At 73.3% G+C, this 18687-nt stretch carries 11 protein-coding genes; 1 reads left to right on the top strand and 10 read right to left on the bottom strand.

Going from position 1 to position 18687, the window contains the following annotated elements; translation table 11 throughout:
- Position 1: 1 nt before the first annotated feature.
- The gene (locus ABT137_RS44320; protein ID WP_351718178.1) at positions 2-502 is read right to left on the bottom strand and encodes a MarR family winged helix-turn-helix transcriptional regulator; all 501 of its coding nucleotides are present in this window, start codon (positions 500-502) and stop codon (positions 2-4) included.
- A gap of 136 nt (positions 503-638) precedes the next feature.
- Between ABT137_RS44320 and ABT137_RS44315 the strand changes: the two genes are divergently transcribed.
- Positions 639-1055, top strand: a complete 417-nt coding sequence (locus ABT137_RS44315) for an organic hydroperoxide resistance protein (protein WP_351718176.1) — start codon at positions 639-641, stop codon at positions 1053-1055.
- Here ABT137_RS44315 and ABT137_RS44310 read toward each other — a convergent pair.
- The 9 genes from ABT137_RS44310 to ABT137_RS44270 all read right to left on the bottom strand — a co-directional run bounded on the left by ABT137_RS44310 (position 1045) and on the right by ABT137_RS44270 (position 18435).
- Complete coding sequence (locus ABT137_RS44310; protein WP_351718174.1) at positions 1045-2541, bottom strand: hypothetical protein; 1497 nt, start codon at positions 2539-2541, stop codon at positions 1045-1047. The two genes, ABT137_RS44315 and ABT137_RS44310, sit on opposite strands and share 11 nt — an antisense overlap.
- A 72-nt stretch (positions 2542-2613) precedes the next feature.
- Positions 2614-3981 (bottom strand): hypothetical protein, encoded by a 1368-nt coding sequence (locus tag ABT137_RS44305; protein WP_351718173.1) that lies wholly within the window; start codon positions 3979-3981, stop codon positions 2614-2616.
- Entirely contained in the window at positions 3978-6167 is a 2190-nt protein-coding gene (locus tag ABT137_RS44300; RefSeq protein ID WP_351718171.1) for a bifunctional glycosyltransferase/CDP-glycerol:glycerophosphate glycerophosphotransferase, read from the bottom strand. The genes ABT137_RS44305 and ABT137_RS44300 overlap by 4 nt, the downstream gene beginning before the upstream one ends.
- Before the next feature lie 2 nt (positions 6168-6169).
- Entirely contained in the window at positions 6170-8362 is a 2193-nt protein-coding gene (locus ABT137_RS44295; protein ID WP_351718169.1) for a bifunctional glycosyltransferase family 2 protein/CDP-glycerol:glycerophosphate glycerophosphotransferase, read from the bottom strand.
- A 124-nt stretch (positions 8363-8486) separates the two neighbouring features.
- Entirely contained in the window at positions 8487-10748 is a 2262-nt protein-coding gene (locus ABT137_RS44290; RefSeq protein WP_351718167.1) for a bifunctional glycosyltransferase/CDP-glycerol:glycerophosphate glycerophosphotransferase, read from the bottom strand.
- Between the two features lie 190 nt (positions 10749-10938).
- Positions 10939-11778 carry a carbohydrate ABC transporter permease gene (locus ABT137_RS44285; protein WP_351718166.1) on the bottom strand — a complete coding sequence of 280 codons (840 nt, stop codon included), beginning with the start codon at positions 11776-11778 and terminating at the stop codon, positions 10939-10941.
- Positions 11775-13106, bottom strand: coding sequence for a carbohydrate ABC transporter permease (locus ABT137_RS44280; RefSeq protein ID WP_351718165.1), 1332 nt, complete (start codon positions 13104-13106; stop codon positions 11775-11777). Before ABT137_RS44280 ends, ABT137_RS44285 begins: the two co-directional genes overlap by 4 nt.
- 7 nt (positions 13107-13113) lie before the next feature.
- Positions 13114-14490: an ABC transporter substrate-binding protein gene (locus ABT137_RS44275; RefSeq protein ID WP_351718163.1), complete on the bottom strand. Its 1377-nt coding sequence runs from the start codon at positions 14488-14490 to the stop codon at positions 13114-13116.
- Positions 14491-14643: 153 nt separating this feature from the next.
- Positions 14644-18435: an FHA domain-containing protein gene (locus ABT137_RS44270; protein WP_351718223.1), complete on the bottom strand. Its 3792-nt coding sequence runs from the start codon at positions 18433-18435 to the stop codon at positions 14644-14646.
- Between the last annotated feature and the right edge of the window lie 252 nt (positions 18436-18687).

The raw sequence follows: 18687 nt of genomic DNA, 5'->3' as shown, positions 1-18687 counted from the left end.
CTCAGCGCGCCCCTTCAGCCGCGGCCGCCGCATCCAGAGTCCCCGTCAGCTGGTCGAGCCGCGCCTTCAACTCCCTGATCTCCTCCACGTCGAACCCCGTCGCCGCCACGATCCTCCGCGGTACCTCCAGCGCCCGCTCGCGCAGCGCGGCCCCCTCCTCCGTCAGCCGCACCTCCACCGAGCGTTCGTCCCGGGCGCTGCGCTCGCGGTGTACGAGACCCGCCGCCTCCAGGCGCTTGAGCAGCGGGGACAGGGTGCCGGAGTCCAGGCGCAGGTGTTCGCCGAGCTTCTTGACCGGCAGGTCGCCCTCTTCCCACAGCACCAGCATCACCAGGTACTGCGGGTAGGTGAGCCCGAGGTCCTTGAGGATCACGCGGTAGACGCCGTTGAAGGCGCGGGACGCGGCGTGCAGGGAGAAGCAGATCTGGCGGTCCAGGCGGAGCCACTCCGCCTCGGGGGCGGGGCTCGGGGTGGGGCTGGGGGTCGAGGTCGTCGCGGTCATGGCTCAATCGTAGCGCTTGTGGGTCATTTAGTTGTGTGCAATTGAATTGTGTGCTCTACTTGTTGTCGTGAGGGCGGCCGGAACGGGAGCCGCCGGAACACCGATACTTCGAGTACTTCGAGAGGGATGGTCTTCCATGGACGCCATCTACACCGCAGCCGCCACCGCCACCGGCCGGGAAGGACGGGCGGTCAGCTCGGACGGCCAGCTGGACCTCACGCTGGCTTTCCCGCCCGCGCTGGGCGGCAACGGCGAGGGCACCAACCCCGAGCAGCTCTTCGCCGCCGGTTACGCCGCCTGTTTCGCCAGCGCCCTCGGCGCCATCGGCCGTCAGGCCAAGGTCGACACCGGCGAGATCTCCGTCACCGCCGAGGTCGGCATCGGCAAGGACGAGTCCGACGGCGGCTTCGCGCTCAAGGTCACCCTGCGCGTCGAGCTTCCCGAGGCGCTCGCCAACGAGACCGGCGAGAAGCTGGTCCACCAGGCCCACGCCTTCTGCCCCTACTCCAAGGCCACCAAGGGCAACATCCCGGTCGAGCTCGTCATCGAGTAACCGATCGAGTGACCAGCGGTACCGGGGACGCGTCCCCCGTCCGGGTGAGCCGCGCGAGCACCTCACCGGTGCGCCGGCTCCAGTCCACCACCACCGCCTCCGCGGGCAGCCGCTCCTGCCGGGTCAGCAGCAGCCAGCGCACCCGGGGGCGGTGGTCGTGGCCGTCGGCCAGGTCGATGCCGTACCCGGGGAGCAGCCGGACGGCGTAGTAGGCGTCCGTGACCACCGGTTCCCCCGGGCCGATGTGCCGGGCCGCCCAGTCGTACGACGGCCAGCGCGGCGGCTGGGCGAAGCCGACCGGGTCCACCGAGCGAGGTACGACCGCCCCGGCCTGCGCGGCCAGGAAGCCCACGCAGACCCCGCCGGCCGCGGCCCAGCCCAGCACCCCCCGCCACCCCGGCCAGGGCCGCTCCGCCGCCAGCTCCACGGCGAGCGCACACTGCGGCGCCAGCAGGACCAGCCCGAGCAGCCCGACGAGCCGCCCGCACACCAGCACCAGGCACCCCAGGGCGAACAACAACACCAGCGGATCACGCCAGGCCGGGGGCCCCACCGAACCGCGCGGCGCCGACCCGCCCGCCCGCCGGGCCCGCAGCCACAGTGCCGGGAGCCCCAGCAGGGCCAGCCAGCACTGGCCGGTCAACCCGGCCAACTCGCCCAGCCCGCCCGACCCGGCGTACGGCCCGTACGCCCCAAACACCGACGGCGGCGGCACGCGCGCGTGCGTCCCGAAGGCCGGCGCTGCCGCCGCCACCGCGCACATCAGCGCCCACCGCCCCCACACCGCGGCCCGCCAACCCCGCTGCCACCCCGCCACGAAGGCCACCGCCCCGGCCGCCGCGCCCACTCCGGTCACCGGGTCGATCAGCGCCACCGTCCCGTACAGCAGACCGAGCGCCGCGTATCCGGACAGGCTGCGCAGGCCGCTCGGGCCGACATAGCGCACCCGGCGCAGATCGCGGGCGCGGGCGCCGGTCAGGGCCCAGGCCCAGAGGGTGAGGCCGAGGGCGAACGCGGACGGATAGCCGAGGCTGCCGGTCAGCGGCAGCAGGGCCAGCGAGCCCCCGCCCCACGCCGGCCGCGTGCCCCACAGCAGGGACAGGAAGGCCAGCGCCAGCACCGGAGCCCACGGGCGCGGGGTGAGGACGCGGACCAGCCGGCCGAGACCCGTCAGCAGCACCAGCAGGTTCAGCGGGCCGCCCACCCGCAGCAGCTGCCACCCCGTCAGTCCGGTCAGCCGGGCGAGCGCGCCCTGGGCGAGTACGTAGGGGGAGACGGCGGTGTCCGTCAGGCCCGCCCGCAGCCGGGCCACCGCCGCCGCGTGCAGTCCGGCCTCGCAGCACGGCGGCACCCGCCAGTACGCCAGGGTCATCAGCAGCCAGAACAGCAGGCCGAACACCTGGTACGGGGTGAGTCTGCGGACTCGGCCGCCGCGCAGGGCGGTGGAACCACGCGTGGCGCGCCGGAGCAGGGCGCCGGTGCTCACCGGAGGAAACGGACGGGGCGGACCATTTGCCAAGTGTTCCCGTCCGCCCCGACCGCGTTGCCGCCCATCACCTCATCGAGTGACGCCGACCGCCCTGGGCGACCCCTGCACGGGAACCGGGACCGGCCGGCGCACCAGCGGTTCGAGAAGCAGCGGCACGCCCACCACCGGCAGCAGCCACGCCAGCACGATCAGCCGGTCGCCGAAGACGGTGATGTCGGGGTGCCCGGCCTGGGTGAGGATCCCGGTTCCGGCGGCCGCCAGCAGGAAGACGCCGAAGGCGGGCCGCCGCCGCGCTCCCCACGCCCCGGCCGCCAGCGCGGCCGGGAACAGCGGCGCCAGCAGCTGCCGTCGCAGCCACTCCACCCAGAAGTCGAACTCCAGATGGAGGAACTCCCGCCACGGGTGGGCCCGGTCCGGGTGGGTGTAGTGGCCGGTCAGCAGGTCCTGCACGCTCTCCGCCTCGGAGGGGTAGCGCAGCAGCCGGGCGAGGAGCAGGGTGCCGGCCACCGCCCCGCACCCCACCGCCGCGATCGCGGCCACCCCGCGCCCGGAACTCCGCTTGCGCCCGGGGTTCCGCCCGTGCCGACGGCGCCGCCACAACGCGACCACCGCCGCGGCCCCGGCCAGGCACGCACCGAGAAAGAGCGCCTGCGAGTGCTTCACGGCGAACAGCGCGAGCAGCGCACCCGTCACCAGCGCCGTCCCCACCAGGGTCGTCCTCGCCCGCGCCGTCCCCACCAGCGTCGTCCTCGCCCGCGCCGCCTCCGACGCCGCCGTTCCCGCCCGCCCTGTCAGAACCAGCGCGCAGCCCCACAGCGCCGTCAGGGTCAGGGCCAGCATCAGGCCCTCCGTCATCGGCCGCATCGCGGTCGTGCCGACCGGCAGGACGTAGTAGAGGGCCTGCCCGGTCAGCGCGAGCGGCACCGGTACCGACACCGTCCGCAGCACCAGGAAGACCAGCACTCCGCCCGCGCCCGCGACCAGCACACTCGCCAGCCACACCCCCCACGTCACCCCGAACACGGTGACGAACGGCACCAGGAACAGCGGATACCCCGGCCGCACCTCGAAGATCCGCCGCAGCCGAGGGGCCACGAACGGCACGACGTGCCCGTCCGTCTGCGCGCCCCCGGCCCGCAACCGCCGCTCCACCCGCCGCAGTTCACCGGCCCGGCACTCCGCGAACACCCGGCCCGCCGGACTGGGCGCGTGGAAGCGCAGCACGTCCACGCGTTGCGCGTGCTCCGCCGCCGACGCCTTGCCGGCGCACACCCAGTCCACCGTCTCGGCCGCCGCCTCCCGCTTGCCCGCCCCGGCCAGGGTCAGCGCGTACGACACGTAGTTCTTGGAGTCCGGCGTGTCCCGGCCGGTCACATTCACGAGTTGCAGCACCGCGAAGGCAGCGGCCAGCACCAGCACCCAGGTGCGCGGTCTCACGTCGACGCCAGCAGGTCACGCGCGCCGGCCGGGCCTGGCACCCGGCCCGGCGGCTCCGGCATCGACTCGCCGAGCAGCAGCGTCCGTACGACGCGTTCGGCGGCCCTGCCGTCGTCGAACTCGCAGAACCGGGTTCGGAAGTCGGCCCGCAGCCGCGCCGACTCCTCGTCCCGCCAGCCGCCCGAGGCGAACAGCCACGCCAACTCCCGGTAGGAGCGCGAGACATGGCCCGGCGCCTCGGCGGTGATGTCGAGATAGGCGCCCCGGCTCGCCGTGCAGGCGGCCCAGTCGTCGGCGTGCACGACGATCGGCCGGTCCAGGTTGGCGTAGTCGAACATGATGGAGGAGTAGTCGGTGACCAGGGCGTCCGCGGCCAGCATGACCTCCTCGGCGTGCGGTTCGCCGGTCGCGTCGACCACGATGCCGCGCCGGTGCAGCTCGGCCAGGCCCATCCCGCGCGCCGGACCGGTCGCGAGGGCGGGATGCAGGCGGACCACCAGGGTGTGCCCCTCACCGAGGTCGGCGGCGAACCGGGCCAGGTCGATCCGGTCGACGTGACCGCCCCGGACGTAGTCGCGGCGGGTCGGCGCGTAGAGCACCACGGTGTGGTCGGCCGGAATGCCGTACCGGGCCCGGAAGTCCGTCGGGCCGCCGGTGACCAGGACGTCGTTGCGCGGGCTGCCCGTGCGGGCCGACGCGAAGTGGCAGGGGTAGGCCCGCTCCCACACCAGCTCCGAGTGGCGGTTGGCGACCAGGCTGTGGTCCCAGCGGTCGGCCCGCCGCAGCATCTGCGGCACGTCGAAACCGAGCCGGGCCCCGGGCTTGCCCAGCAGGTCGGCGCCCTGGTACTTGAGCGGGGTGCCCCGGTGGGTGTGGACGTGCACGCTGCCGGGCCGTTTCACCAGCGCGCCGGGCCAGTTGACGTCGTTGACGAAGAACTTCGCGCGCGCGGTCAGCCGCAGGTACTCCGGGGAGTCCAGCAGCACGTGTTCCACGTCGGCCGGCAGTTCCGCCGCGACCTCCGCGTCCCGCACCACCCAGACGCCGCGCAGCCGCGGGGCGAGCTCCCGGGCCGCCCGGTACACGGCCGCCGGGTCGCCGCACAGCCCCTGGTGCGAGGCCGCCGAGTACAGGACCAGGTCCTCGTCCAGCGGACGCAGGCCACGGAGCCCGGTCAGCGCGCGCCGGGCCCGGGCCCCCGCCGCCCGCCGCACCCGCAGCGCCTGCCGGCCGCCCTCCCGTCCGGCCCGCCCGGCCTGCAGCCCCAGCAGGTACGACACATACGACCTGCCGAGCACCCCGAGGTCGGCCCCCTCCGGCCGGAACGCCCGGTACAGCTCCGCGGTCCGCCGGAAGAACTCGCCCCTGGCGGCGGGCGGCAGCCGGTCCGGCTTGGCGAGGATGTCCAGGCAGTGCTCGCCCATCTTCCGGTGCAGGCAGGGCCGCCAGCCGGCCAGTTCCGGGCGGGCGTCGACGAAGGCGAAGACCCGCTTGTACTGCTCGTGGACGTCGAAGTGCTTGCGGCTGGTGGTGGAGAGGATGTTGCCCTGCCGGCGCTGGCGGTAGTTGACGCAGATCCGGTCGAGGGTGGCGATCCGGGCCGCGCTGAGCATGACCGGGAAGGTCCAGGGGGTGTCCTCGTAGTAGCCCGGCGGGAAGGCGAAGCCGTTCTCCTCGACGAAGTCACGCCGGTAGGCCTTGTTCCACACCACCATCAACAGGTCGAGGACCTCCGGGCGTTCGGCTGCGGTGAAGACGCCGTCGGTCGAACCCAGCACCTCCGCGAGGGCGTTGCGCCGGGTGCCGCCCCACCAGTAGGTGCGGGCGTAGTCGAAGACCAGCACGTCCGGGTCGCCGGTCTCCGCCAGCCGGTCGGCGACCGCGCGCAGCGCGCCCGGCGTGAGGGTGTCGTCGCTGTCGAGGAAGAGGAGGAAGTCACCGGTGGCGTGCGGGAGTCCGGCGTTGCGGGCGCGGCCGAGTCCGACGTTCTCCGGCAGGTGCAGGACCTTCACGCGCGGGTCGCGGGCCGCGTACTCGTCGAGGATCGCGCCGCAGCCGTCCGGGGAGCGGTCGTCGACGGCGATCACCTCGATGTCGTGGAAGGACTGCTCCAGCACCGAGTCGAGGCACTCGCGGAGGAACCCCTGCACCTTGAAACAGGGGATGATCACACTGAGTCGGGGCACGGTCAGCTCCTGACGAGGGTCGCGGCCGGGGCGGGCAGGCGTTCGGCGAGCGGGATCACCGCCGGGATCTCCTCCGGCGGCCGGCCGAGGAACACCCGCCGTACGACCCGTTCGGCGGCCAGGCCGTCGTCGAACTGGCAGAACCGCGCGCGGAAGCCGGCCCGCAGCTGCCGGGACTCCGGGCCCTGGTAGGAGCTGTCGCGGAAGATCCGGGCCAGCTCCTCGGGGGTGTGGGCGACCGGTCCCGGCGGCTCGGCCATCAGGTCGAAGTAGACGCCGCGGGTCTGCCGGTAGACCTCCCAGTCGTCGGCGTAGACCACGATCGGCCGGTCCAGGTTGGCGTAGTCGAACATGATGGAGGAGTAGTCGGTGATCAGCGCGTCCGCGGCCAGGCACACGTCCTCGGCGGAGCGGTGCGCGGTGACGTCGATGACCCGGCCGGTGCCCGCCGAACGGCCCCGGTCGTAGAAGTAGTGCGCGCGCAGGAGCACGACGACGTTCTCGCCGGCCGCCTCGCAGAACGCCTCCAGGTCGAGGCCGGGCTCGAAGCCGGTGTGGTGGTCGCGGTGGGTGGGGGCGTACAGCACGGCCGTCCTGCCGTCGGGGACACCCAGCCTGCGACGGGCCCGGACCACGTCGTGGGCGGTCGCCGTGTAGTAGACGTCGTTGCGCGGATAGCCGTACTCCAGGGACTGGTACGAGCCGGGGAAGGCGCGTTCCCACGTCTGGGTGGAGTGGCGGTTGGAGGAGAGGTTGAAGTCCCAGCGGTCGACGCGGCCGAGCAGCTTGGTGAAGCTGCCGGTCTGCGCGGCGACCACCGGGTACGTCGACTGGTCGACGCCCATCTTCTTCAGCGGGGTGCCGTGCTGCGTCTGGACGTGCACGCTGCCCGGCCGCTTGACGACCCCCTCGGCGAAGTTGGCGTTGTTGACCAGGTACTTGGCGCGGGCCAGCACCTCCCAGTACCGGCGGCTGCCGATCACCGCGCACTCCACGTCGTCCGGCACGCTGTGTTCCTGGCCGGCCTCGACCAGGAACACCGAGTGGACGTGCGGGGCGAGTTCGCGGGCCACGGCGTGGATCGCGGCCGGGTTGCAGACGTAGCCGCGCCCCCAGTAGGCGCAGTACACGGCGAGGTTCGCATCCAGCGGGCGGCGCAGGTCGAGGGCGTACCGCAGCCGGGTGAGCGGCATGTGCGGGCGGGGCAGCCGTCCGGCGGCCCCGGCCGCGATCCGGTTGGCGCCGCGGAGCACGCGGAACGCCGTGTACGCGCCCGCCGCGAGGAGCCGGTGCTGGACACCCACGCTTCCGCCCGGCATCCGGAACCCGTCCGGGCGGTGGGTGCGGTGCAGCCGGGCCGCCCGCCGGAAGAACGCCCGGTGCCCGGACGGCATCCGCTCCGGCCGCGCGGCCGTCCTCAGCACCACCGCGAAGACCTGCTCGAACAGCGCCCGCGCCCGCTCGCCGGGCACCCCGGCGGCCCGCTCCAGCACCAGCTCCACCTGGTCGAGGAGTTCGTGCTGGTGGGGTCCCGGCAGGTTCAGGCGGCTGCCCTGCCGGCGCAGCCGGTGCCGTACGACCACCGAGCGCAGCACCGCGATCCGCTCGGCGGCGACGGTGGTCAGGCCGCCCCAGCCGAGGTCCGTGAAGTGCCCGTCCGGAAAGCGCAGGTGCCGCTCGGTGAGGAAGGACCGGCGGTAGACCGCGCTCCAGGCCGGCAGGGCCACGCCCGTCAGCCGCGGCGCCCGGTCCGGGGCGAACGCGCCGCTCGGGAGACCGGCCAGCAAGGGCGCCGCCGGGTTGGCCGGCTCGCCCTCCCACCAGGGTGTCCGCTCGTGCTCGGCATACAGGACGTCCACGTCACCGGTCTCGGCGAGCCGGGCGTCGAGCAGCGCCAGCGCGCCCGGGACCAGGACGTCGTCGCCGTCGAGGAAGAGCAGGTACGTGCCGTGTGCCGCCCGCATCCCGGTGTTCCGGGCCCCGCTCAGCCCGGCGGACGGCGGTGAGTGCACCGGGGCGACCCGGGAGTCCCGCTCGGCGTAGGCGGCGGCGACCGAGGCGGCCGGGGCGTCGGGCGCGTCGCAGACCGGGATCAGCTCCAGGTCGCCGAAGGACTGGGCGAGGACCGAGTCCAGCGCCTGGGACAGCCGGCCGGCGACCCCGTGGGACGGGACGATGATGCTGAAGCGGGGCATGCTGCTCTTTCTCAGGTGTGCATGCGGCCCGGCCTTCCCGTCGGCCGCCAGGTGGACGGCCGGGACGGAGCGGGCCGCGAGGTGTTCGGGGGCATGAGGGAACTCCCTGCAAGGCAAACGGCGCTCAGCGGCTCTCGGTGACGGGTGGATGTCCGGAAGGTTGCGAAACGGTGGCCAACGGGGAGTTGGCCTGCCCGGAGGCCGCCGAGGGCACGGGGTGCCGTTCCGCCAACGGGGTGAACTCCGGCAGCCCGGCCGTCTCGCCGAGCACCACATGCCGTACGACCCGCTCGGCGGCGCGTCCGTCGTCGTACCGGCAGAACCGCTCGCGGAACGCGGCGCGCAGCTGGGCGGAGCGGGAGCCGCGCCAGTGGCCGCTGGCGAAGATGTCGATCAGCTCGTCCTCGGTGCGGGCGACCGCGCCCGGCGGGCTGGAGCGCAGGTCGAAGTAGGTGCCGCGGGCCGCGTGGTAGGCGTCCCAGTCCTCGGTGTGCACGACGATCGGCCGGTCCAGGTTGGCGTAGTCGAACATCAGGGAGGAGTAGTCGGTGACCAGTGCGTCCGCGGCCAGGCAGAGGGACTCCACCCGGGGGTGGTCGCTGACGTCGATCACCCGGTCCCCGGACGCGAGCGGGCCGCCGTGCCAGTAGTGGGCGCGGGCCAGGATCACGAACCGCGGGCCGAGGCGGCGCACGATCCGGTCCAGGTCGAGGGCGGGGCGCTGGGTGCGCCGGTAGTCGCGGTGGGTGGGCGCATAGAGGAGGGCGACCGTGCCCTCGGGGATGCCGAGCGACTCGCGGATCCGGGTGACGTCGGCCGAGGTGGCCTTCTGGAAGACGTCGTTGCGCGGGTAGCCGTATTCGAGGGTCCGGTATCCGCCGGGGTAGACGCGCTCCCAGGTCAGGGTGGTGTGGCGGTTGGCGGACAGGAGGTAGTCCCACTTGTCGATGCCCCGCTGGAGCTCCTCGAAGTCGGTGCCGGCGGCGGCCGCCGGGTGTTCCTGGAGGTCGAGGCCCATGTGCTTGAGCGGGGTGCCGTGCTGGGTCTGCACGAACACCTGGCCGGGGCGCTTGCGCAGCCGCCGGTCGAAGTTGACGTTGTTGACCAGGTACTTGGAGCGTGCCAGCGCCGTCCAGTAGGCGAAGGAGCCCGGCCGCAGCCGGCGCGGGCCCGGCGGGATCGTGTGGTGGTGTTCCGGGCGGGCGATCCACGCGGTGCGGATGTGCGGGGCGTGCGTGCGGAACGCCTCCTCCAGGGCGCCCGGGTTGCAGCTGTGCCCGCGGTTCCAGTAGGCGGCGAAGACCGCGCGGTCGGCGCGCAGCGGGAGGCGCAGCTGGACCCGGTAGTGCAGCTGGAGCAGGGCCGAACGCAGCCCGCGGGCGAACTTGACACCGGCCTTGAGGGCGCGGCGGCGGCCGGACATCACCAGCTGGAGGGCGCGGTAGGTACGGTGCAGGCCGTAGTGGACGAGGCCGTGGCGGAGCCGGGTGCGGAGGGGGACTTTCGAGCCTGCCGAGTGAAAGCGCCGGTAGTGGGTGCGGGCCGTGCGCAGGAACTCCCCGCGAGTGCCCTTCGGCAGCCGGTCCCGGCTGGTGAACACCGTCGAGAAGTGGTCGATCATCCGGCGGAACAGCACCGGCCGCCAGCGCGCCAGTTCGGGCCGCTCCTCGACGAACGCGAAGACCCGGTCGTACTGGTCGAAGATGTCGAAGTGCCGGCGGCTGGTGGTGGAGAGGATGCTGCCCCGCCGCCGCTGCCGGTAGTGCACGCAGACCCGGTCGAGGGTCGCGATCGACTCGGCGGTCATCAGGGCCGGGTAGGTCCAGGGTGTGTCCTCGTAGAAGCCGGGCGGGAAGGCGAAGTCGTTCTCCTCGACGAACTCCCGCCGGTACGCCTTGTTCCAGGCCACCATGAGCACGCGCAGCAGACCGGGCCGGTCCTCGAGCCGGAAAGGCGCCGGACCCTGTTCGGCCAGTTGCGGCGCGACCTTGTTGCGCTCCGCCCGGCCCGTCCAGAACGTCCGCGCGTAGTCGTAGACGAGCACGTCCGGATCGCCGGTCTCCTTGATCCGGTCGGCGATCGCCCGCAGCGCGTCCGGCGTCAGCGTGTCGTCGCTGTCCAGGAAGAGCAGGTAGTCGCCGCGCGCCTGCGCCATCCCCGCGTTGCGGGCACCGCCCAGGCCCTGGTTCTCCGGCAGGTGCAGGGCCTTCACCCGCGCGTCCCGGGCCGCGTACTCGTCGATGATCGTGCCGCAGGCGTCCGGTGAGCAGTCGTCCACGGCGATCAGTTCGAGATCGGGGTACGACTGCGAGAGCACCGAGTCCAGGCACTCGGGCAGATACGCCTGGACCTGGTACGCGGGGACGATGACACTGAACCTGGGCAAGGCACATCCATGGGTCGGTCGGCGCGGGCGTTCTGCCCGGGAACGGCCAATGGAGTGATTTGGTTACGGTTCCTTACGGCATGTGGGTTACGTTCCGTGAACGGACGGGGGCGAGCCGATGGCCGACTCGCCCCTTTTGAGAGTCCTTTACGTGGCTATTTGTGCGGAGATTGTACGGTTGCTTGTGCGGTTATTTGACCGCGCCCGCCATCACCCCCGACACGAACTGCCGCTGGAACGCGAAGAACACGGCCAGCGGGATCACCATCGAGATGAAGGCGCCGGGGGCGAGGACGTCGACGTTGTTGCCGAACTGGCGTACCTGGGTCTGGAGCGCGACCGTGATCGGCTGGGTGCCCGACTTGGTGAACACCAGCGCGACCAGCATGTCGTTCCACACCCACAGGAACTGGAAGATGCCCAGGCTCGCGATCGCCGGCCCGCCGAGCGGCATCACCACCCGGGTGAACAGCCGCAGTTCACCGGCCCCGTCGAGGCGGGCCGCCTCCAGCAGCTCGCGCGGGATCTCCGCGAAGAAGTTCCGCAGCAGGAACACCGCGAACGGCAGCCCGAAGCCGACATGGAAGAGGATCACCCCGAAGATCGTCCCGAACAGGCCGATCTTGCCGAAGAGTTCGGCGATCGGGATCAGCGCCACCTGGACGGGCACGACCAGGAGACCGACCACGACCAGGAACCACCAGTCCCGGCCCGGGAACTCCATCCACGCGAACGCGTAACCGGCCAGCGCCCCGATGATCACGACCAGGATCGTCGCCGGGACGGTGATCAGGACCGTGTTCCAGAGGGAGTTGGTGATGTCACTGTTCTCCAGGAGCTTCTGGTAACTGTCGAAGGTGAGCTGGGACGGTTTGGCGAACACCTGCCACCAGCCGCTCCCGCTCATGTCCTCCGGGGATCTGAGCGAGGACGCGAGCAGCCCGATCGTCGGCACCAGCCAGAACAGGGCGACGACGATCAGGAAGACCCGCACCAGACCGCCGTTGATCTTCTCCAGCAGCCGGCTCATCGCCGCTCCTCCCGCCGCAGCCTGCGGACGTTGAACCACATCACCGGGATGACGAGAAGCAGCAGGAACACCGCGATCGCGCTCGCGATGCCCGGCTGGCCCTCCGAGAAGCCCTTGCGGTACAGCTCCAGGGCGAGCACGTTCGCGTCGTCCTGCGAGGAGCCCGGCGCGATGATGTACACGAGATCGAAGACCTTCAGGACGTTGATCATCAGGGTGACGGTGACCACCGCGAGGACCGGTGCGAGCAGCGGCACGGTGACCTTGCGGAACACCTGCCACTCCGTCGCCCCGTCGACCCGCGCCGCCTCCAGGAGCTCCCGGGGCAGCCCGGCCAGGCCGGCCGCGATCAGCACCATCGCGAAGCCGGCCCACATCCACACGTACGACCCGATGATGGCCGGGGTGACGAGGGACGGGCCGAGCCAGTCGACGCCGTTGTAGGGCTGTTTGAAGTTGCTCGCGGGCAGGCGGAGCCGGGCGCCGTCGGCGGCGGCGGGCAAGGTGAAGGTGCCGTCGGCGGCGGCCTTGGTGGACGCCACCACCGTGCCGTTCCTGACCGCCTCGATACGCATCCCGTCGTAGCCGAGCTCGGACGGGTCGGGGGCGCCGAGGGTGCCGACGCCCTTGCCGCGGGTGAAGTCCTGCCAGGTGGTGCCGGTGATCTTCCCCGGGTCGGGCTTGGCCGCCACGGCCTTCTTGGCGCCGCCGGGCATCTGGTCCGGGGCGACGCCGACGAGGGGGAGGGTGACGGCCTGGCCGGTGTGGACGGTGGTCGTGGTGATGAAGCCGCCCTGGTCCGGTTTCAGGGGCGACTCGCGGCCGGGGTGGGCGTTCGGGAACGCCGAGGACTGGGCGAAGGTGTCGTGGATGCCGACCCAGACCGCGTTGGCGACCCCCTTGTCCGGATCCTGGTCGTAGACGAGACGGAAGATGATCCCGGCGGCCAGCATCGAGATCGCCATCGGCATGAAGACGACCAGCTTGAACGCCGTGCCCCAGCGCACCCGTTCGGTCAGCACCGCGAAGATCAGGCCGAGGGCGGTGGAGACCGTCGGCGCGAACACCACCCAGATGACGTTGTTCTTCAGGGCGGTGCGGATGCCGTCGTCCGTGAAGATCGCCTTGTAGTTGTCGAAGCCGGCGAAACCGTCGCCGTTCGCGTTGTAGAAGCTGCGGATCAGCGAGTACCCGATCGGGTAGACCACGAGCGCGCCGAGCAGCACCAGGGCGGGGAGGAGGAAGAGAACCGCCACGCTCCTGCGGGTGCCGGTCACGCTTCTGCGGCGGCCCGGTGGAGCGGGGGCCGTGGTCGAGGGTGCGGCCATCGCCGGGTCAGCTTCCGCTGCCGTAGGCGGCCGCCGCGTCCTTCTCCAGTTTCGCCTGGGTGCCCGCGACGTCCGTCGGGTTCTGCAGGAAGTCCTGGAGGTCCTTCCACTCGCCCTTGCCCGGGGTGCCGCCGAACGCCTGCGGGGCCTGGTCGGACATGTCGAAGCGGAAGTCGTCACCGGACGCGATCAGGGACTTGGCGATCGTGCGCTGCACCTCGTTCGGGTACGCCGAGTTCGGCACGCTCTTGTTCGGCGAGAGATAGCCGCCGAGCTTCGCCTGGATCGTCGCCGCGTCCGGGGAGGCCAGGAACTTCGCCAGCGCCTGGGCGCCCTTGGAGTCCTTGAAGACGACCGCCGCGTCGCCGCCGGAGACCACGGGGGCCGTGGAGCCGACCGCCGGGAACGGGAACACCTTGGCGTCCGTGCCCACCTTCGCCTTGGTCTCACCGATGTTGACCTGAACGAAGTCGCCCTCGTACACCATGGCCGCCTTCGGCTGGTCGCCGCCGGTGAAGGTCTGGGTGACCGAGGCCGGGAACTCCGTCTGCAGCGCGCCGGACGCGCCGCCCGCGACGTACCCCTTCTTGCCCCAGATCTGGGCCAGCGTGGTCAGTGCCTGCTTCACCGACGGGTCGGTCCACTTGATCTTGTGCTGGGCGAGCTGGTCGTACTTCTCCGGGCCCGCCTGGGAGAGGTAGACGTTCTCGAACCAGTCGGTCAGCGTCCAGCCGTCGGCGCCGCCGACCGAGAACGGGGTGACACCCGAGTCGTACACCGCCTGCGCCGTCGTCAGCAGGTCCTGCCAGGTCTTGGGCTCCTTGGCGCCCGCGTTCTCGAAGACCTTCGCGTTGTACCAGACCAGCGACTTGTTGGCGGCCTTGTAGTAGACGCCGTACTGCTTGCCGCCGACCTTGCCGATGTCCTGCCAGCCCTGCGAGTAGTTCTTCTGCACTTCCGTGATCGTGTCGGCGCTCAGCGGCTTCGCCCAGCCCTTCTGCACGGCCTGCTTGATCGCCCCGGGCTGCGGCAGCAGCGCGATGTCCGGCGGCTGGCCGCCCGCGATCTTCGACCCCAGGAAGTTGATGATCGGGTCCTGGGCGGGCACGAAGGTGACCTTCGCGCCGGTGCGCTTCTCGAACTCCGCGAGCACCTGCTTGAAGTTCTTCTGCTCCTGCCCGGTCCAGACGGCGGCCACTTCGAGGGTGGTGCCGTCGAGCTTGGGAAGGGTGAGGGTGCTGGTCTCGGTGGCGCCGGTGCTGGTGTCGCCGTCGGATTTCTTGTCGTTGCTTCCGCACGCGGTGAGCGCGAGGGATCCCGCGAGCAGGGCGGCGAGTGTGGTGACGGCCCTGTGTGTCCGGATGGTGTTGCTCATGACGCGCATCACTTCCCCGTTCTTCGTTCCTCGTTGAACGTCAGAACTCTGTCCCGTGCGCTCCGGTGTACGCGGGGGCCGCTTGCGCGGCAAGGGTGCCTACGGGGGAGGGCCGGGGATCGTGATCCCCTCGTGATCAGTGACCCGAGGTTGTGCACTCACTCACAAAAGTGACGGAACCTCCGCCGCCGAGACCTCCTTCGCCGCCCTCTCCACCGCGCTCGCCAGCAGGGCCAGGTCGGTCGGGCCGTTGCCCAGCTCGCGGATCGGGCGGCGGGTCGGGGGGTCGCCCATGCGGTGCCAGTCGAGGGCGACCACCGTGGGGCGCTGGGTCGCCGTGCGGGGGATGCGGCCCGTGACACGGCCCGTCTGGAACTCCGTGGTCCGGCCGTCCGGTGTGGTCAGACGACCACGGCCCGGCGCCGGTTCGTCGGGGCCGCCGGCCGGTGTGTCCAGGGTGATGCGCAGGGTGGCCTGCCGGGCCGGTTCCGTCTCCGCCGTACGGCCGCCGGTGCCGGCCGCAGCGACCAGGTGGACGCCGAGCCGCTCGCCCTCCTTCGCCACCGCCTCCAGCGCCCGCATCACGGAACCGGCGGCCGGGCGGCCGGGCGAACCGAGCGCGGGGGAGACCAGGGCGTCCAGATCGTCGACCACGACCACGAGACGGGGAAGCGGGGGCGGCGCCTCCGTACGCCCACGGGCCGCGGCACCGGCCGCCGGGCGCAGCCGGAGCGTCGAACTCGGCGGGGCCTCTATGTCGGCGGCGCCCGAGGCGGCGGGCCGGGCGCGCTGCGGGACGATACGGCCGGAGATCTCGCGCTGCGCGTGCCAGTCGGCGAAGTCGGAACGGCCCAGCAGTTCGGCCCGCCGCTTCAGCTCGGCGCTCAGCGACTGCGCCAGCTCCCGCATCCGCACCGGGTCGTTGGCGGTCAGGTGGGTCGTGACATGCGGTATGTCCGTGCAGACCCGCAGGCCCTCGCCGTGCCCGGCACCCGTGCCGACGCCGTCCCGGCCGTCGATCAGGACGATCCCGAGCCGGTCGGGGCGCTCGGCGGCGGCCAGCGAGGCGACCACCGCCCGCAGCAGCTCCGTACGGCCGCTGCCGGGCGGGCCCTCGATCAGCAGATGCGGTCCGTCGGTCACCAGGTCGGCGGTGAGCGGGCCGCGCGGTCCGGCGCCGAGCACCGCCCGGGCCCGGCCGCCCAGCGACTCGGTGTCGTCGGCCGCGTCCGCCCAACGGGCCATCAGCGAGGCCGGGGTGGCCCTCGCCAGTCCCAACTCGTCCAGCAGCCGGGCGGACTGGGGGAGCGGGGCGGCCAGCCGCGTGTGCCGGTCGGCGCCGGGGCCGTCGGGGCGCAGCGGTGCCAGTGCCCGCGCGAACCGCTCGGCCCAGGCGGCGGAGACCGCGTCCACCGCGGCCAGGGTGCCGGGGCCGACCGGGCCGACGGAACCGGCGTGACCGGTGCGACCGCCGGCCGAGACCCGCAGGAGGTGCAGCGCCGTCGCCACGTCGCCGCCGAGCAGGGCCACCGCCCCGCACTCCCGGAACGTCGGCGTCACCGCGCACGCCTCCTCGTAGGTCTGGTCGACCGGGGAGGTGGGCGAGGCGGGGGCCGTCTCCGCGAGGCAGACGACGTGCACTCCGGCACGCGGTCCGGCCACGGTCAGCCGCGCCACCGCGTCCCGCAGTGCCGAGCCACCGGGATCGCCGTCCACGACGACGACCGTGTACGGGCCCGGGAAGCCGCCCTTGCCGTCGTCGTCGCCGCCGAGGCCGGGGCGGGCCCAGGAGGGGCGGTTGGCGGCTTCGGCGGACGCGGCGTCCGCCGCCGTACGGGCCTGGGCGGGGACCGGTGCCGGGGCCGGGCGGTCGGACGGGGTGGCCGGCCTGCGGGGGGCGGACAGCTCCTCCGTCCGCCGCAGCAGTTCCTCCACGCGGGCCGCCGCCTGTTCACGGTCGTAGGCCAGCAGCAGGCGGCAGTCCTGGCCGTGCCCCGGGCGGACGTGCGGGAGCCAGCCGAGCCACGACCACTCGGCCGTGCGCTCCTCCAGGGGGCGGGCCCGGTCCGCGCTGATCAGGACGATCTCCAGCAGGTCGGGCGAGTGCAGCGCGGCGAGCTGGGCCAGGACCGCGCGGGCCAGGCCGGCCAGGCGGGTGCGCGGACCGGCCAGGCCCAGGGCGCCGGCCTCGCGCAGATCGGCGGTGACCGGGACGGCGGGCAGCAGGCCCGAGCCGTCGGGCGTCGGGCGGTCCGCCGTACCGAGCCGGACGGTGAGTGCCTCCGGGTGACCGGGGCCGCGCTCCCAGAGGCGGGGGCCGGGGCCGAGCGCGGTCAGCAGCAGGGCGGCGGCGTCGGGCCAGGTCTCCGGTTGGGCGGGCAGACCGGCGGACGCGGCGCCGCCGTCCTGCGCCGCGGTCTCGTCGTCGGCGGCCGTCGGCGGCTCACCGCGCCCGCCGGCCAGTCGCCGCGCCCAGGCCCCGAGCCCGCCGCGCCTGCGGGCGCCGGGCAGGGCGGGGGCTTCGGTACCGCGGAGGGGGGTGCCTTTGCGCCGGCCGGAGGGGGCGGAGGCGTCGCCGGGGGTGTCGGCGGCGGTGTCGGCGAGGGGGCCGCCGTCGGTGCGGGTGGTGCCCGTCGGGTGCCCCGCCGTCGGAGTGGCGGCCGGTGAGCGGTGGTGCGCGCTTGTGGGGGCAGAGGCAGGGGCAGCGGGGCGGGTGGCGGTACTGCCGCCACTTCCGGTGCCCGCGGAACTTCCGGTGCTTCCGGAACCGCCGGCGGAGCTCGGGCCGCCGAGCACTCCGGATCGGCCGGCATGCGTGTCACCTGAACCGTGCTTCACGGTGAAGCCGGGCGCGGCGCCCGAACCGCCGCGTGGGCCCGGCAGCGTGCCGTACTCGCCGGCCGGCGGGTGTCCGAGGCGGCCGCCGTCGTCCCCGCGCCCGGCCGACGGCGGCTCGGTCCCGTGCCCGGCGGCCGACGGGAACCCGCCCGCGTGCCCGCCGTGCCCGGCCGGCAGCCCGGCTTCCCGCCCGGTCCGGTCGGTCCGCGGCGTTCCGTCGCCGCGGCCGGCCGTCGGCAGCCCGCCCCGGCTCTCGATCCTCGGTGCGTCCCCCTGTGCCGGCACGACCGGTGGCTCCACCGGGCCGTGCTCCTGGCTCCCGGCGGCCCCGCCCGCGGCTCCCCAGCCCGCCGTGCCGTACGCGTGATGGGTACGGCCGGCCGGCGCGGGCGTACCGCTCCCCGGGGCTGCGGAACCGTCGCCGTCGACCCCCTCGCCGCCCGTCAGCACCCGCACGCACCCCTCCCCGTCGGGTGCCGTGCCCACCCGGGCCCCCGGGCCCCCGGACGGCGTAAGCCGCAGGGCCGACTCCCCGATGCGCAGGAGCGAGCCCGGGGTGAGGCGGACCGGGCGGTCGGTGACGCGGGTGCCGTCCAGGGCCGTGCCGTTGGTGGAGTGCAGGTCGGCGACCGAGACCCGGCCGTCGGCGGCGACCGTGACCGCGCAGTGCAGCCGGGAGACGTCCGGGTCGTCGAGCGGGACGTCGGCGTCGGCGGAGCGGCCGATGGTGATCTGGCCGCCGTGCAGGAGGTGGACCCCGCCCGCGTCCGGGCCGGCGATCACGTGCAGCTGGGTCGGGGCGTCGTCCAGCTCGGGATGCGGCTCGGGGGCCGCGGGCGCGCCCAGGGACAGCACGGCGCCGTCGACCAGCGGGGGCTCGCCCAGGATGCGGCGGCGGGCGTCCAGCCGCTCCGTCCCGGCGTACAGCACGACCGGGGCGCCGCTCGGCTCCCGGCCGCCCAGACTGCCGTCCCCGGTGACCGCCGAGGCCAGCCCCGACGCCACCGCGGCCAGGTCCGTGCCCGCGGGCGCCGTCACCAGCACGTCCCGGCTCACGGCCCGGCCCCGCTGCGCGGCAGGGCCCAGCGGGTCTACGACGGTCAGCCGGATCTGCATCGCCGTCAACGGTCCCTTCTGCGCGGGCGCGGAATTCCCCCCACCGCCACGAGCACGTCGGCCAGTTCTGCTGTCAAACGCATCCTCGCACCTGCCACTGACAACGCGCCCACGCCCCGATGGTAAGTGATCTTGATTGGTCAGCTCTGCCCCCAAAAGTGCCTGACCAATATCGTGCGGGCGATCACTTGAGATCGGTCACGTCCGAGCCCGGCAACCAGCGGACCGAAGCAAGCGTCTTTCCATCGAACG

It is taken from the genome of Streptomyces sp. NPDC001980 (assembly GCF_040296885.1).
Classification (GTDB): domain Bacteria; phylum Actinomycetota; class Actinomycetes; order Streptomycetales; family Streptomycetaceae; genus Streptomyces.
Note: the sequence above shows the minus strand (reverse complement) of the source record. Positions and strands in the feature narration are given on the sequence as shown.